Origin of the sequence: Paenibacillus pinihumi DSM 23905 = JCM 16419 (assembly GCF_000422505.1) — a bacterium.
Lineage (GTDB): Bacteria > Bacillota > Bacilli > Paenibacillales > Paenibacillaceae > Paenibacillus_D > Paenibacillus_D pinihumi.
Window position 1 is genome coordinate 846,935 of the sequence record NZ_KE383864.1, and the last position, 14,892, is coordinate 861,826.

The 14,892-nt window shown below is 52.4% G+C and carries 17 protein-coding genes; all 17 read right to left on the minus strand.

Annotated features, from left to right (window positions below; genetic code table 11):
• Positions 1-18: 18 nt before the first annotated feature.
• Positions 19-804 (minus strand): class I SAM-dependent DNA methyltransferase, encoded by a 786-nt coding sequence (locus H583_RS0118050; protein ID WP_028561700.1) that lies wholly within the window; start codon positions 802-804, stop codon positions 19-21.
• A gap of 12 nt (positions 805-816) precedes the next feature.
• Entirely contained in the window at positions 817-1,731 is a 915-nt protein-coding gene (locus H583_RS0118055; protein WP_028561701.1) for a CvfB family protein, read from the minus strand.
• On the minus strand, positions 1,728-2,051 hold the full coding sequence (rsfS, locus tag H583_RS0118060) for a ribosome silencing factor (RefSeq protein WP_425414535.1): 324 nt from the start codon (positions 2,049-2,051) through the stop codon (positions 1,728-1,730). Before rsfS ends, H583_RS0118055 begins: the two co-directional genes overlap by 4 nt.
• 44 nt (positions 2,052-2,095) lie before the next feature.
• Positions 2,096-2,668, minus strand: coding sequence for a bis(5'-nucleosyl)-tetraphosphatase (symmetrical) YqeK (gene yqeK / locus H583_RS0118065; RefSeq protein WP_028561703.1), 573 nt, complete (start codon positions 2,666-2,668; stop codon positions 2,096-2,098).
• Positions 2,669-2,672: 4 nt separating this feature from the next.
• Positions 2,673-3,260 carry a nicotinate-nucleotide adenylyltransferase gene (nadD, locus tag H583_RS0118070; RefSeq protein ID WP_028561704.1) on the minus strand — a complete coding sequence of 196 codons (588 nt, stop codon included), beginning with the start codon at positions 3,258-3,260 and terminating at the stop codon, positions 2,673-2,675.
• Positions 3,261-3,288: 28 nt separating this feature from the next.
• Positions 3,289-3,579, minus strand: coding sequence for a ribosome assembly RNA-binding protein YhbY (gene yhbY, locus H583_RS0118075; RefSeq protein WP_028561705.1), 291 nt, complete (start codon positions 3,577-3,579; stop codon positions 3,289-3,291).
• Between the two features lie 73 nt (positions 3,580-3,652).
• The gene (locus tag H583_RS0118080) at positions 3,653-4,516 is read right to left on the minus strand and encodes a shikimate dehydrogenase (RefSeq protein WP_425414527.1); all 864 of its coding nucleotides are present in this window, start codon (positions 4,514-4,516) and stop codon (positions 3,653-3,655) included.
• A gap of 27 nt (positions 4,517-4,543) precedes the next feature.
• The gene (gene yqeH / locus H583_RS0118085) at positions 4,544-5,671 is read right to left on the minus strand and encodes a ribosome biogenesis GTPase YqeH (protein ID WP_028561707.1); all 1,128 of its coding nucleotides are present in this window, start codon (positions 5,669-5,671) and stop codon (positions 4,544-4,546) included.
• Positions 5,668-6,192, minus strand: a complete 525-nt coding sequence (locus H583_RS0118090) for a YqeG family HAD IIIA-type phosphatase (protein WP_028561708.1) — start codon at positions 6,190-6,192, stop codon at positions 5,668-5,670. The genes yqeH and H583_RS0118090 overlap by 4 nt, the downstream gene beginning before the upstream one ends.
• Positions 6,193-6,399: 207 nt before the next feature.
• On the minus strand, positions 6,400-8,631 hold the full coding sequence (locus H583_RS33345) for a transglutaminase TgpA family protein (protein ID WP_051236582.1): 2,232 nt from the start codon (positions 8,629-8,631) through the stop codon (positions 6,400-6,402).
• Complete coding sequence (locus H583_RS0118105) at positions 8,615-9,865, minus strand: DUF58 domain-containing protein (protein WP_028561709.1); 1,251 nt, start codon at positions 9,863-9,865, stop codon at positions 8,615-8,617. Before H583_RS0118105 ends, H583_RS33345 begins: the two co-directional genes overlap by 17 nt.
• 3 nt (positions 9,866-9,868) lie before the next feature.
• The gene (locus H583_RS0118110; RefSeq protein ID WP_036710170.1) at positions 9,869-10,804 is read right to left on the minus strand and encodes an AAA family ATPase; all 936 of its coding nucleotides are present in this window, start codon (positions 10,802-10,804) and stop codon (positions 9,869-9,871) included.
• 216 nt (positions 10,805-11,020) lie between these two features.
• Positions 11,021-11,371 carry a stage V sporulation protein AE gene (gene spoVAE / locus H583_RS0118115; protein ID WP_028561711.1) on the minus strand — a complete coding sequence of 117 codons (351 nt, stop codon included), beginning with the start codon at positions 11,369-11,371 and terminating at the stop codon, positions 11,021-11,023.
• Between the two features lies 1 nt (position 11,372).
• The gene (spoVAD, locus tag H583_RS0118120; RefSeq protein WP_028561712.1) at positions 11,373-12,389 is read right to left on the minus strand and encodes a stage V sporulation protein AD; all 1,017 of its coding nucleotides are present in this window, start codon (positions 12,387-12,389) and stop codon (positions 11,373-11,375) included.
• A 1-nt stretch (position 12,390) separates the two neighbouring features.
• Complete coding sequence (spoVAC, locus tag H583_RS0118125) at positions 12,391-12,885, minus strand: stage V sporulation protein AC (protein ID WP_028561713.1); 495 nt, start codon at positions 12,883-12,885, stop codon at positions 12,391-12,393.
• A gap of 205 nt (positions 12,886-13,090) precedes the next feature.
• Positions 13,091-13,513, minus strand: a complete 423-nt coding sequence (gene arsC / locus H583_RS0118130) for an arsenate reductase (thioredoxin) (RefSeq protein WP_028561714.1) — start codon at positions 13,511-13,513, stop codon at positions 13,091-13,093.
• 39 nt (positions 13,514-13,552) lie between these two features.
• Positions 13,553-14,845 carry an arsenic transporter gene (locus H583_RS0118135; protein WP_028561715.1) on the minus strand — a complete coding sequence of 431 codons (1,293 nt, stop codon included), beginning with the start codon at positions 14,843-14,845 and terminating at the stop codon, positions 13,553-13,555.
• Positions 14,846-14,892: the final 47 nt, after the last annotated feature.

The following is a 14,892-nucleotide window of genomic DNA, read 5'->3' on the forward strand; positions in this document are numbered from 1 at the left end:
AAATAGATGGGAAACATGTCAAGCCCGCGGCGCTTTTAGCGCTGCAAAAAACAGCCTTTCCGCATCTTTGGCAGGCGCCTCCAGACGAAAATCGGCAAATAGCTCCACCTTGGCAAAACCGGCACGAAGCAGCGCGCCGTTCAGCCATGCAGGCTCATAGGCTCGCTGGATATGTGTCTCATCAATCCGATGGAACAGCGCATCACGCTCTGGCCCCTCCTTGGAGAAAATAGATAAATGATGTTCAATTTCGTACCGTTGTTCATCCAGCTCACAAGTCCAAATGTAGGCGATATCCCGTTCATCCAGCACGAAGGGCTGCTCCTCGGCATAACGCTGGAGCTGGCTGGGCGGATGCACATCGAACAGGAACACGCCCCCGTCCTTAAGCGAACGGAAGGTGGCTTCAAACATGGCCTCCACATCCTCCGGCTCCGTCAAGTAGTTCAGGCAGTCGCAAAAGGAGATGACGCTGTCTACTTGCTCCGGCAGCTCCCAATCCCGCATATCCTGCTGTAAAAACTGCACCGAACCGATCTGGGAGCGGATCACCGGCTGATTGCCCGCATCCCACTTGTTGCGGGCAATCGACAGCATGTTCGAGGACAAATCAATGCCGTACACCTCAAAGCCGGAACGGGCCAGCGGAATGGCAAGACTTCCTGTGCCACAGCCGATATCGGCTACAGACTTCGGCATCCCGTAACGCCCCCAACACTGGCGCGCAAAGCTCAGCCATTCCGGGTAAGGCATGTCCTCCATCAGCCGGTCATAGACAGCAGCAAATTGTCGATAGGCTCGCATACGTTGTCCTCCTTATGACTGCTGATCTGTTCCCTGTCCGGCGTCCGAAGCTTCGATCAGATACGTCCAGCTTCCTTCCTGGCGTACCACGCCCTCACGCATCAGCTTGCCCATCGCGCGCTTGAAGGCTGATTTGCTGATGCCGAATTTTTGCTTGATGACATCAGCTGGCGTATCGTCAGAGTAAGGCATCGCCCCTTTTGGACGATCCTTGAGGAAGGCAAGAATCGTATCCGCGTCCTCCACCCGTCCAATCTCTTTGCGGGGAGCCATGGACAGATTGACGCGCCCGTCTTCCCGGATATGAGTAATCCGTGCTTTGACCCGCTGTCCAAGACGCAGTGTCCCGCTTCTCTCCACCGCGGGAATCATCCCGTATACGCCAAAGCCGACGACTCCGCCGTCCACCAGGACAAAGGAACCCATCTGCAGCGTTTTCGTGACCCAGCCCTCAACCCAGTTATTGCTCCAAGACTCAGGAGCATGAAAGACAAGAGGGGCAAGATCAGGCTCGATCGCCGCCTTCGCCAACAGCCTTCCGCTCTTGTCATGGGCCAGCTTAACGTAAATCTCATCGCCGCGCTGCGGACGGTATTCGCGTTTTTCCGGCAGTTCGGACAATGGCAGCAGAAGCTGTCTGCCAAGACCAATCTCCAGAAAGCAACCCAGACGCGGATTAATGTCAGCTACCTGGAGACGGACCAGCTCGCCCAAGGTAATGAGCGGCTTGCGCATGGTCGCTGCGGGACGGTCCTCCGTATCAAAAAATATAAACACCTCAACCTCATCGCCAGGCTCCGGACGCTGGCCGACAATCTCACTGTAGTGCAGCAGAATATCCTGCTCTCCGTCTGTCAGAAAAAAGCCGTTAGGCGGTACTTCTCGGGCTACTTGCAGCCTGGTAATCGTTCCGGCAACAAGACTCATACGAACTCCACAACCTTCGCGTCCGACCACAGACGCTCAATATTATAATAATCCCGTTCATCACGATGGAATACATGGACGACTACATCTCCAAGGTCAATGAGCACCCAGCGCGCCGAGTCAAATCCTTCGATACCGCGCAAAATGCCGCCCTTCTCGTCCACCCGTTTGCGGATTTCAGTTGTGATCGCCTGTACTTGCGTATCTGAATTACCATGGCAAATAACGAAGTAATCAGCAACCAGGGAGATCCCCTTCAAATCCAGCGCCACGATCCGTCCTGCCTTTTTGTCATCTGCCGCTTCGGCGGCAATCTGCATGATTTGATCCGAGTTTAATGTCAAAAGCTCAGCCTCCTATAGTTTCAATTCGTATTCTCTATTTCAGCCAGCAAGTCGTTTCTTGCAAGCACGGTTAACGGGTATATTCTTTTCTTTTTTTCCACTAAAAAACCAAGGGTGGTATCGAAGCCGGCTACAAGCGCACCGTTCAAATCCTGCTCTGCCAGTCCGCGTATCGCATCCACCCCGGGAAAATCGCGGCCCGGTTCGATCAGGTCGGCCAGCCACACAATCCTCTCCAGCAGGGCCATCCCTTCGCGCCCGGAGGTATGATAACGAATTGCTCCAAGCACCTCTTCATCCTCAATCCCATAGTCCCGTCTGGATACGTAGGCGCCGGCATGGGCATGCCACAGTTCCTTGTCATAGTTAAGCACATCAACAAACTCGCCTTCCTCGCGGATCGCTGCCTCCATCTTGTCCACCTTCCAGAACTTCGCGACGTCATGAAGGATAGCGGCCAGCTCAGCCTTGACAGGGTCTGCTCCGTACCGCTTGGCCAAAATAACGGCTGTCTCCATGACCCCTTGCGTATGCACCCACCGGCGCTCCGGCATTTGTTCACGTACGGAAGCAAGCAGAGCTTCACGGTCCATAACCTTACGATCCATACAGATCATTCCTTTGAATAAATTGGAACACCTTGTCCGGTGTCATAAACCGGATCGATCGCCGTTCCCGTACACGCTGCCGAATGTCAGTCGAGGAGAAATCCACCTGCGGCATTTCGCAGCGGCGAATGCGGCCTTGCAAGTATTCCGGCAATTGGTCAGCAAGAATGGGTGTGCCGGGACGGTCCAGCGCAATAAAGGAAACCTGCTTCGCAAGCTCCTCAATCCGGTGCCACTTCGGCAAATCATTGACTCTGTCCGCTCCGATAATGAAGAAAAATTCCCTCCCCGGATAGAGCTCTTTCAGCTCTGCAATGGTATCGAACGTATAAGAAGTCGTTTCCCGCTCCAGCTCAATATCAAGAGCACGGAAGTGGGGCTGAAAATCAATCGCCCGGTACACCATCTCCAGCCGCTCCTTTGCTCCCGCCTTTGGTGAATTCGGCTTGAGCGGAGGATGAGCAGAGGGAATAAACCACACCTCATCAAGGCTGCAAGCCTCCCTTGCCGACTCTGCGGCAAGCAAATGGCCGTAATGAATCGGATCAAAGGTGCCGCCCATCAAGCCTACCTGGATCACTCGCTTCTCCTCCTTCCGGTGACATTTATGGAAGCACGATCGTCTTGTTATCCTTCGATTCCTTGTACAGCACAATGGTCTTGCCGATAACCTGGACGAGCTCAGCACCAGCTCCCGCAGCCAGTTCAGCACCAATCTGCTTCGGATCTTCTCCGCAGTTGTTAAGTACAGAGATTTTCATCAGCTCGCGCACTTCAATAGCTTCCTCAATGTGGCGAATCAAATGTTCATTTGTACCGCCTTTTCCGACCTGGAAGATCGGCTGCAAATGATGTGCGTGCGAGCGCAAAAAGCGCTTTTGTTTTCCAGTAAGCATGAAGTTGTTTCCTTCTTTCATTATCCGATTTATTCAATTCTTGTTCCTTGCGTTCGGTCATGGCTGTACACCATCAGTTTCCGCGCAGCGCTTCCAGCACACAGCTTCTCATCGCTGCGGCCGGGGCATCCGTGCCTGTCCAATATTCGAATGCATAAGCGCCTTGGTAAATAAACATGCCCAAACCGCCATGCGCCCGGCAGCCGCGCTCGCGCGCTTCCCTCAGGAAGCGGGTCTCAAGCGGATTGTAGATCAGGTCACTCGCTATTGTCTCTTCACGGAGCCATGACGCATCTATCGGCGTGCCCTCAATATGAGGAAACATGCCGACACTGGTTGTGTTGATAACCAGATCTGCACCTGCGCACAACTGCGCGATCTTGTCCCAGTCCCCGGCATAGACATCAGCCTGATTACTGAAATCGCCCGCCAATTTGCTGGCCCGTTCCGCCGTCCGGTTTGCAACTGCAATCTGATCTACCTTCTCTTGGATCAGTCCATAGATAATACCGCGGGCAGCACCACCCGCCCCGAGAATGACGACCCGTTTGCCTGCGAGATCCGGCTCAATTTCTTCCTTCAAGGAGCGGACATAGCCGATGCCGTCTGTATTGTATCCGGTCAAACGACCGCCATCATTGACAATCGTGTTGACTGCGCCTATTGCAAGGGCACTGTCATCAATATGATCCAGATGGTGCATCACATCAAGCTTGTGGGGGATCGTCACATTGACTCCCCGGATCCCCATTGCCCTGACTCCGGCAATAAAATTTGCCAGCTGGTCAGGCACAATATGAAAGGCTGTATAAATGCCGTTAATACCGGTCTCCTTAAACGCGCGATTCATCATCAGCGGGGACTTGGAATGGCGGATCGGATCGCCAATCACCCCGTACAATACTGTGTGGCTGTCCACTTTGTTTCCCTGCTGCACCGTCATCCATTCTCCTTTGCCTTTCGGCTAGATTAGCGATTCCCGCAGCAGCACCTTCACGCCTTTGGGAAGATGCAGCTCAACCTGAGCGCCTGTTGTTGAATTCGCCTTGATCCAGCCAAGTCCCGAAATGAACAAATCATAGTTCTTCCCGCGCGGAATGCGCACGGAGTGGCGGGTCCAGGCAGGCAGCTCATGGAGCTCAGATTCATCAGGCGGCACCAGCAGTCCGCCGCGATGCTCGATATACAGCTCATCAGCCCGCTCCAGCTTGGTGCGGTGCACCTTCAGCCCTTCCGACAGATAGATAGTAAAGGACTGGCGCTCTCCCTCTACAAAATCAAATCGAGCAAGCGCTCCAAAGAACAGTGTCTGACGCGGATTGAGCTGGAATACGAGCGGCTTGAGTGTCTGTTCCGGCAATATCGCCTTCAGCACGCTTTTTGGAACAACCTCTGTAAATCTTGACGAATAGACGATTCCCGGCGTATCGATAATATATTTGCCATCATCAATTGGAATACGGACCGCATTCAGCGTCGTTCCAGGGTAACGGGATGTCGTCAGTTCACTGTCGAGGTCGCTATAATCGCGGATAAGCCGGTTAATCAACGTAGACTTGCCGACATTGGTCGAGCCCACGACATAAACGTCCCGTCCTTCCCGGTAATATTCCATCGCTTCAACAACCCGCTCAAAACCAAGATTGCGCTTGGCGCTGCACAATACGACATCCACGGTTTTAAGCCCCTGGGCTTTGGCCTGCTGCTGCACCCAATTGCGCAGACGGTTTAAATTAACAGCCTTTGGCAGCAGATCCACCTTGTTTACAACGAGCAGCACCGGGTTCGTGCCGACAAACCGCTGCAGGCCGGAAATCAGACTTCCTTCAAAGTCGAACAAATCAACTATATGGAGAACGAGACTATCTGTTGCTGCAATACCGCCCAGCAGCCGCAAAAACTCGTCGTTATCTACAGCGACGGATGCTGCTTCATTGTAATTTTTAATCCGGAAGCACCGCTGGCAAATTGCCGGTTCCCGTTCTATTGCTGATTCCGGTATGTAACCGGGATTTTCCTTGTCTTGCGATTGTAGCTGCACCCCGCAGCCGGAGCAAAAACCGGCCTTGTCATGCTTTACATTCTCTGTCACTTATGTTCCTCCTTGGGCCACAGCCCTTTTTTACGCAGCCGGGACAACGCCAGCTTCTCGATCTGCCGGTTCACTCTTGTCATAATGCCTTCATCCTTGGGAGAAATGGGGGTTACCAGTACGGTATGCAGCCCCATCCGGCGTCCTCCCAGCATATCGGTCAACATCTGGTCACCGATGACGACCGCTTGTTCCGGAGCCAAGTCCATCATCTTGAGTGCTTGGCGGAATGCACGGCTGGTGGGCTTGCGGGCGGCGTGGATAAAAGGAATATTGAGCGGATTCGCAAATTTGGCAACTCTTGCCTCGTTATTATTGGACACAATTACAACTTGAAACCCGCGCTGTTCAACATTCTGAAGCCAAGCTATCAATTCCGGCGTAGCCAAGGGATCCTTGGCTCCCACCAGGGTATTATCCAAATCGGTAATAATGCCTTTGATCCCCTGCGTCTTTAATTGATCCAAATTAATATCATAAATGGTATTTACGATAATACTGGGAAGCAGTCGTTCAAACATTACGTCGACTCCCTGACTATTTTATTGTTCTTACATAGGACAAACTATACCACAACTGCGGAATTTGTTGCAAAGAAGAAAACCTGAAAAAAGGCGGTTCCGGCAATATCGCCAAAGCGCTGATCCATTTTAATGCCCCTTGATCCAATCAGCCAAAAAACCGGCCCCGTCTCGTAGATGACGGGAAGCCGGCCTTCGGTAATCTGGCTACATGCGCTCGCGAACGGTCTTGGTCAAAGCGATAAATTGCTTCATCTCCTCATCAGAGGCCGCCAGACCGCTGTATTTTGCCTGCTCAAATTGTCGCAATACCCCGCTCAATTCCTGATCAAGCACCGACCGTTCCCTGATCCAGGAAGTAAGGGTCTCTCTTACAGTATCATTCTCGGAAAATGGCAGGCCTTTTCTTTTGCCGTAGCGGAGCAATTTGCCCGTCTCCCACACAATCCGCTGGCTTGGCGTAAATTTGCGGAACCGGTAGCGGATCAAAGAGTCTACAATTTGACGACGGCGGTAGACAGCAAATACAGCAAGTCCCGCAAGAATCGCAAGCCCGGTATAGCCAACCCAGTTCGGGCCCGCCGACTCCGATTCGGTTTCAACAGTTTCAGTGTCAGGCGTCGTTTCCGGAAGATCAAGCTGCTGCTGTGTATCGTTCTCAGCTTGGGCATATGGGAAGGTAAAACCTGCGGTCGGTTCAAAAGGAATCCAGCCGTAGCCCTCAAAATAAGCCTCTACCCAAGAGTGCGCGTCCGCATTGCGTACCGTATAGGTGCCGGAACCGTCCGGATCAACCGTGAACTGAGGCTGATACATCATCTGGTCGAGCGGCAGCACTCCTGGAGCATAGCCTTTTACCCAGCGGGTCGGAACATCAATGATTCGTCCCATGACTGCAAGTGCGCTGGAATAATAATCACAGTAGCCCTCCATCACCTCAAACAGAAAAGCATCTACAAAATCACTGCTTTTACGCTTGGAAATATCCGGCGTGTTTGTATACGTAAAATTCGTTTTCAAATAGTTTTCAAGACTTTTCATTTTCTCGTAAGGGGTCTTGGCATCGGCAGTAATTTGCAGCGTCAGCTGCCGCACCCGCTCCGGCAGTTCATCCGGCAGCTGCAGGTACATCCGGTTCTGCTGGACGCTGCCAAGATTCGTATCCGCCTTGTTCAGCCCTTCTTCATCCAGCACGGGCATGCTGGATACGACGGTATAGGAATCGGGATAAGGCGTATCCGTAGTGTCCTCCGGCCAGCGCAGCTCCCATGACGCTGAATGCCAGGAGAGCCGGTTAGGAAGGCGTTCCTCCCCTTCTCCGTATCGGATCGACTTGATCGTCTGGATCGGAGCTGCCCCGAACAGCACCGGAAACGCATCCTTCCTCACCATCTTGACGTTCTGCGTGACTTCAATACGTCCTTTGGTGCCATCGGGCCCGTTTTCAAGCGGAAGCTTCTGCTCCCTGGCGAGGCCGATTAACGAAGGCTCGCGGCGCTCGGAGTCGCTTTTTCTCCAGCCGTCCCCCGAATAAAGAGACTTCGTCTCTCCCCGCCAATAACTGCGGCGGCTTGTTGTAACTTCCATGACCGTCGAATAGTCAAATTCAAATCCCCCGCCGAGCATTTCGTCCTGGCGGCTGTAGCCTGACCGATTGTCTCTCGTCCGCAGCGAAGGATTCGGGTTGCCCTTGTCGCCAACGAACGACGGAACAGAATGCCCCCGCGATTCCATCCAGACCGTATACGGGTCCTTAAGAATCGGCGCAATCGACGGCACGAATAGTCCGGAAGACATCACGACGGCAATAATCAACAGCGTCGGGACGAGAATCGATGCCGGGTAGGATCGAAGATGATTCCAACTGTCCGGGTGCTTGGCCTGAAACTGGGCGAAATGATCCGCGACCAGCCAGATCAGACCAATAAAAATCGCCCATGCGATGTTATCCCAAAGCGGCAGCGGAGTGAAGGAGTCTGCGACGAGCAGTACCGTCAGAATCATCGCCGTGGCCGTAACGATCTGCTGGCGGGAAACCGCCCAGCGGCCCATCCCCTGATATGCCACCCAGACAATAAGGCTGATCCAGAAATAAGGCTGCAACTGATTCAAGTTGTACATCAGCCCGTCCCACCATACCGCTCCCCCGCCAGGTGTGCTGCCAATCGGCGTCCAGCTGAATTTGGTCAGATAAACATTGATTCCGATGAGAAGCACGCCCTGCAATAGCAGGCGGATAATTCGCGGCACCGGCAGTAAAATTTCTGTCAGCATAACTGCAATCAATACCCCGTGAACGACGGCAAACGTCTCTTCCCACCAATAGCCGTCCAGCACTTCAAAACACTGCCATAGCAAAAGGCCGATAAAGAAAAATGACATCCGTCTGACCCACTCGTGGGATTTGACAGCAGGGTCGGTTCTAAACGGTGTAAGCACGCTGTCCGCCCCCCTCCAGTACAGCAGGCAGCTCCTGCAGACTCTTCACCTTGTAGAGCGCCCAGCCTCTACGAATTATAAGCTGCTGCCATTGCTCATCGCCAGCCGGCCCTTCCGAGCCGTCCATGTAGATCAGGCAGGGAACAAGCCCTTTGCGATCCAGCAATTGCAGGCTGCGGATCATCGCCTCCCCGCCCTGCGGGCTGACGATAATTGCCAGCGAGCCTTGCGGCAGCCCTGCCTCTGCCTGAGTCAGCGCCTGGAATAGCGGCTGCGGGGCATCATTGGCTACAGTAACCAGGTGATTCATGACATCACTGCGATGGTCAATTGTGGATCTTGGCTCCCAAAGCTCCGGCTGCGGGCCAACCGATACAAAGCCCATGGCATTCTCGTTGCGAAGGCCAAAATCAAATACCGAAGCTGCACTTGACACCGCGAGCTCGAACAGCTCAGGCCTGGCATAAGATTCAGCATTGCGGTCCAAAACGACTATGGAGCGCGGCATGGCCTCGCGCTCGAACTCCTTGGACTTCCATTTTCCTGTACGGGCAGTAGCATTCCAATGAATACGCGACAGACGGTCACCGTACAAATAATCTCTGACACCGTTAATTTGTGTTGTTTCTTTGGATGAGCGGGCTGCAGCGGTATGGGAATAAGGCCCTCTCATTCCCAGGCGGAGCTGGCTCCAGCTGCGGATGGCTACAATCTTGGGAAGCACGCGGAAGGTGTCCTCCGAGCGGAACTCTCCGTTGTGCTCAATCAGGCCGAATATATCCTTGGTCGAGCATACCGTAGGGGAAAAATGATAAAAGCCTCTTTGCAGCGGCGGAGTCAAATAATTCACATTCCCGCTTCTCTTGAAATCCGGTACGAATGACACTTCAAATAGCAGATCCTTGCCGCCCTGCCTTACAAGGCGCTCGCGCAGCAGAACATAGGGCAGAGGCCAATAGCCGGGGATTTTGACCCGCAGCTCGACCTCAAGCCGGCTCCCCGCGGTAAGCGAAGGGCTGGCCGTATTGCTATGCACAATCTTGCGTTCCCCTTGCACCCGCTTGATGCCGCTCCAGCGCCCAAGCCCGAGATACAAGAGCAGCACGTTGAGGATCAGGAATACCATCAAGGACGCCTTGCCTCCCTGAAAGAGCAGGAATACCAGAGCACACAAATAAATTGAGGCGATAAGCCACCAGCGAAACTTGGTTGTATGTGTATGGAGGCTGTTCATTTTTTACCGCTCCAACCGGACCGGAACCTTCGTCTGACCGACGATATCCTCCAATATATCAAGCGGAGAAATTCCATTGATTCTCGCCTCAGCTTGCAACAGCAGACGATGTCCAAGCACTGCCGGAACAAGCTCCTTGACATCATCAGGAATGACATACTGGCGCTCATCCAGGAATGCATGCGCCTTGGCGGCGGCGAGCAGCGATAATGCGGCGCGCGGACTTGCCCCGAGCTGAACGGCTGCATGGCTTCTCGTGCTTCTGACAATCTGCACCAGATAATCGGCAATGGCGTCGTCCACATGAATATTTTTGACCTTGGCCTGCAATGTGACAATATCGTCAATTGTGGCTACCTGGCTAAGCTGCTCGACAGGCTGCCCGCTTTGGTGAAGCAGCAGCATCTGCTTCTCCGTCTGCTCATCAGGATAACCCAATGTCAATTTCATCATAAAACGGTCAAGCTGGGCCTCCGGCAAAATATAGGTTCCTTCGAACTCGATCGGGTTTTGGGTGGCAAAAAGCAAAAAAGGAACGGGCAGTTCATGTGTGAACCCGTCCACACTGACACGACGCTCCTCCATAACTTCAAGAAGAGCAGATTGTGTCTTCGTTGTTGCACGGTTGATTTCGTCAGCCAGCACAATATTTGCGACGACCGGACCCGGACGGAACAGGAAGGCTTCTTCCTTTGGATGGTAGATCGAAACACCCGTAATATCGGTTGGAAGCAAATCCGGGTTGCATTGTATGCGGCGGAACTGACCGCCAATTGAACGGGCAAGCGCTTTGACAAGCTGGGTTTTCCCCGTGCCCGGCACATCCTCCAGCAGTACATGGCCTCCGGCCAAAAGAGCAGTCATCAGTCTTGAAATTTCGGTTGTTTTACCCAGGATACTGGATTCAAGATTGCGTCGAATAATTCCACAAATCTGCATATCGTCAATGTGATGGTCCAAGTAAAATCCCTCCCGGTAGTAGATACAGGCCTAAGGCTGTCAGCTATGTATGGATCAGGATTAGATTACATCCACAAGTTAGTTAGAAGGCACAGCCGCTCTACCTATCATTCTACTAAATTGTCCGGGGGGCGTACATCTTATTTTTTCCCAAAAAAAATTGGAGGATCGTACATATCCTCCAATTTTTAGTGATTATCCTTTTGGCTTTACAATAAGGGCTGCAAGGAACGAGAAAATTATCGCGGCCGATATACCTGCACTGGTAACTTTGAATATGCCTGTAATGATTCCGATCCAGCCTGTATCATGCAGTTCCGTAAGCGCACCGTGAACAAGAGAGTTCCCAAAGCTGGTAATCGGCACAGTAGCCCCCGCCCCCGCAAATTCAATCAGCGGCTCATACCAGCCGATGCCGTCGATAATGGCTCCGGCTACAACCAGTGCTGCCATCGTATGGGCGGGTGTCAGTTTCAGTACATCAAACATCAGTTGGCCAATGACGCAGATTGCCCCGCCAACCAGAAAAGCCCATAAAAATTGCATGTCATTCTCCTCCTTCAATAGATACGGCATGGGCAATACATGGAATACTCTCGCCCTGTTGATAAGACAATGGAGAAAGCAACGCACCAGTGGCAACAACAAGAATCCGTTTGAGCTCACCCTTGCGTATTCGCTTCAGCAGATGGCCGTAGGTGACTACAGCTGAACAAGCACAGCCGCTGCCGCCAGCCTGAATGATATTCTTTTGTTTGATCATGTCATAGACCATCAGCCCGCAATCCGTGAATTCCGTCTCCCCCATCGGAACCCCGCTTCGCTCCAACAGATCCCTGGCAATCGGATGACCGACCGACGCCAAATCACCGGTCACGATCAAGTCATAGTCCTTCGGGCTCCGGCCGGTATCCTCGAAGTGCGCTTGAATGGTATCGACAGCAGCCGGAGCCATTGCCGCCCCCATGTTGAACGGATCTGTGATGCCCAAATCTACAATTTTGCCGATTGTGGCGCTTGTCACTACAGGACCGTTCCCTTCCTCCGCAATAATTGCCGCACCTGCGCCGGTTACGGTATATTGAGCTGTAGGAGGCTTCTGTGAACCGTACTCTGTCGGATAACGAAACTGCTTCTCCGCCGTGCAGTTATGGCTGCACACCCCCGCAAGCACGCGGCGCGCTGATCTTGAATTGACCAGCATTGCCGATAAAGCCAGCGATTCCATCGAAGTTGAGCATGCCCCAAATACGCCCAGGTAGGGCAGTCCGAGCCCCCGGGCTGCAAAGGTGCTGCTAATAATCTGGTTCAACAAGTCGCCGCCAATATAGAACTGGAGCTGTTCCTTGCTGACTCCTGCATTGCGGATAGCAAAATCAGACGCCTGTTCCATCAGCAGGCGCTCCGCCTTTTCCCAAGACTTCTGCTGCATGTCCAGCTCCGGATGCACAAGATCGAAGCAGGAAGCCAGCGGCCCGTCCCCTTCATCCGGACCGACAACGGTAGCTGCTCCAATAATGACAGGCCTGTTCTCAAACCACCAAGTTTGCTTTCCTCGAAGCATGTTATTGTTGCCCCCCTGTGCCAAGAATAAGGTGCACAATGCCGACGAAGAAGGCTGCAACCGTACCAAACACAATAACCGATCCGGCCAATCGGAACATATGACCCCCAACGCCAAGTACAAGCCCTTCACTTCGGTGCTCCAGGGCGGCCGAGCACATGGAGTTGGCAAAGCCGGTTACAGGCACGGCTGAGCCTGCCCCTGCCCACTGAGAAATCTTGTCATATACTCCCAGGCAAGTCAGGATAACCGAAATCAGAATCATCACGGCTACCGTCGGATTCCCGGCTTCGGTTTCGGACATTTTAAAGTAATGCATGAACATATTTTGGATAAACTGACCCACAACGCAAATCAGCCCCCCAATCAAAAATGCCCGCAGGCAATTGGCACCTATAGACCGGGAAGGTTCCCTGTTTTTGGCAAACTTCTTATATTCCTTAGGAGACATTCCTATTTTCTTGTATGAGCCGTGTCCGGCACTTTTCGTTGTCAAGGCGTATTCCCTCCTTTGTAAACTCGGTTAACTCCATTATTTGTCGATTTCAGGCAGCTTATGTATACCAGGATTTTGTAGCAGACTGGTGCCCGCGCTTCCGCTTCTGACCAATACTCAAACTTTCTTGCTGCATAACAAAAACAGCCGGCAAAGTCTTGAAGACTCTGCCGGCTGCCAAGCAGCAAACGCAAACGAATCTGATCTAGTTTCCTTCCTCCAAAAACTGTCTGATCCGCGATTGAATCGCATCCCGGACATGCCGGAATTGGCCCATTATTTCTTCTTCCGTTCCTTTGGCCTGAGCCGGATCATCAAAACCCCAATGCCATTTGATGACCTCTTGGCGTTGAATGACAGGGCAATGCTCATCCGCATGGCCGCACAGTGTAATCACATAATCTGCACGGTTAAGCAGCTCTGAATCAATCACATCCGACGTATGAGTGCTAATATCAACGCCCGCTTCCTCCATCACCTGAACCGCTCGCGGATTAAGGCCATGAGCTTCCAGGCCTGCGCTTCTAACCTCATATCGCTCCCCGCCCATCGCCCGAAGGAAGCCATCGGCTATCTGGCTGCGGCAGGAATTTCCTGTACATAGAAAATAAACTAACGGTTTCGTCATGGAATACACACTCCTCTTATTCTTATATAGCACAAATGGTCAACCGATAACTCTTAGCCACAAATATAAACCGCATAAGGTGATTGCCAGCACCGGAATTGTCAGCACGATGCCCGTTTTGAAATAGTAGCCCCATGTAATTTTAACTCCTTTTTTGGAAAGGACATGGAGCCACAGCAGCGTTGCAAGAGATCCGATGGGCGTAATCTTCGGTCCCAAATCCGAGCCGATAACATTGGCATAAATCATTGCTTCTCTTATCAAGCCTTCTGAATGAGTAGCTTTAATGGCAAGTGCATTAATCATTACGGTCGGCATATTGTTCATAACCGAGGACAATACTGCCGAAATAAAGCCAGCTCCCAGCGCAGCAGCAAAAACACCTTGATCCGCCACCCATTGAAACGCCTTGCTGAGCTCGCCCGTAAGCCCGGCATTGCGCAGACCATATACGACGACATACATGCCGATTGAAAACACAACGATAGTCCACGGCGCTTCCCGGATGATGCGTGCAGGCTGGATCGCACCGCTGCTTCGTGAGACTAGCAGGAAGGTAATTGCTGCAATCCCCGCTATCGCCGCAACGGGCAGATCGATGAATTCACTCACCAAATAGGCGATTAGCAAAATGGACAAGATGACCCAGGACAGGCGAAAGAGCCGCTTGTCCTTAATCGCTTCACCAGGCTGCTTAAGCTGCGCTGCATCATAATCCTTGGGAATCTGCCTGCGGAACAGCAAATACAGCATCAGCAGGCTGGAACCTACGGCGAACAGGTTCGGCACGACCATCTTGCCGGCATATTCAACAAAACCGATCTGGAAGAAATCTGCGGAGACAATGTTCACCAGATTACTGATCATCAGCGGCAACGAGCCTGTGTCTGAGATGAAACCGCTAGCCATTATAAAGGGCAAAATCATCCGGTCATCAAACTTCAAGGCTCTTACCATCGCCAGCACGATCGGAGTCAGAATAAGCGCTGCCCCATCGTTGGCGAAGAAAGCAGCCACAGCCGCGCCGAGCAAAATCGTATACACGAACAACAGCTTTCCGCTGCCTCTTGCCAGCCGTGCCATGTGAAGGGCAGCCCATTCGAAAAAGCCCAGTTCATCCAGAACAAGGGAAATGAGTATAATGGCGACAAACGTCAAGGTAGCATTCCAGACAATAGAAGTGACATCCCATACATCCTGAAAATCAACGACCCCAAGCATTAAGGCCAGTACGGCACCACCCGATGCCGGCCATCCGATGCTGAGTCCCTTGGGCTGCCAAATAACCAATACTAACGTAATTAAAAAAATAACTGATGCCAAGATAACCATATGTCCTCCCATAATCCCAAAGCAATTTGTAGGATGTTAAATTTATT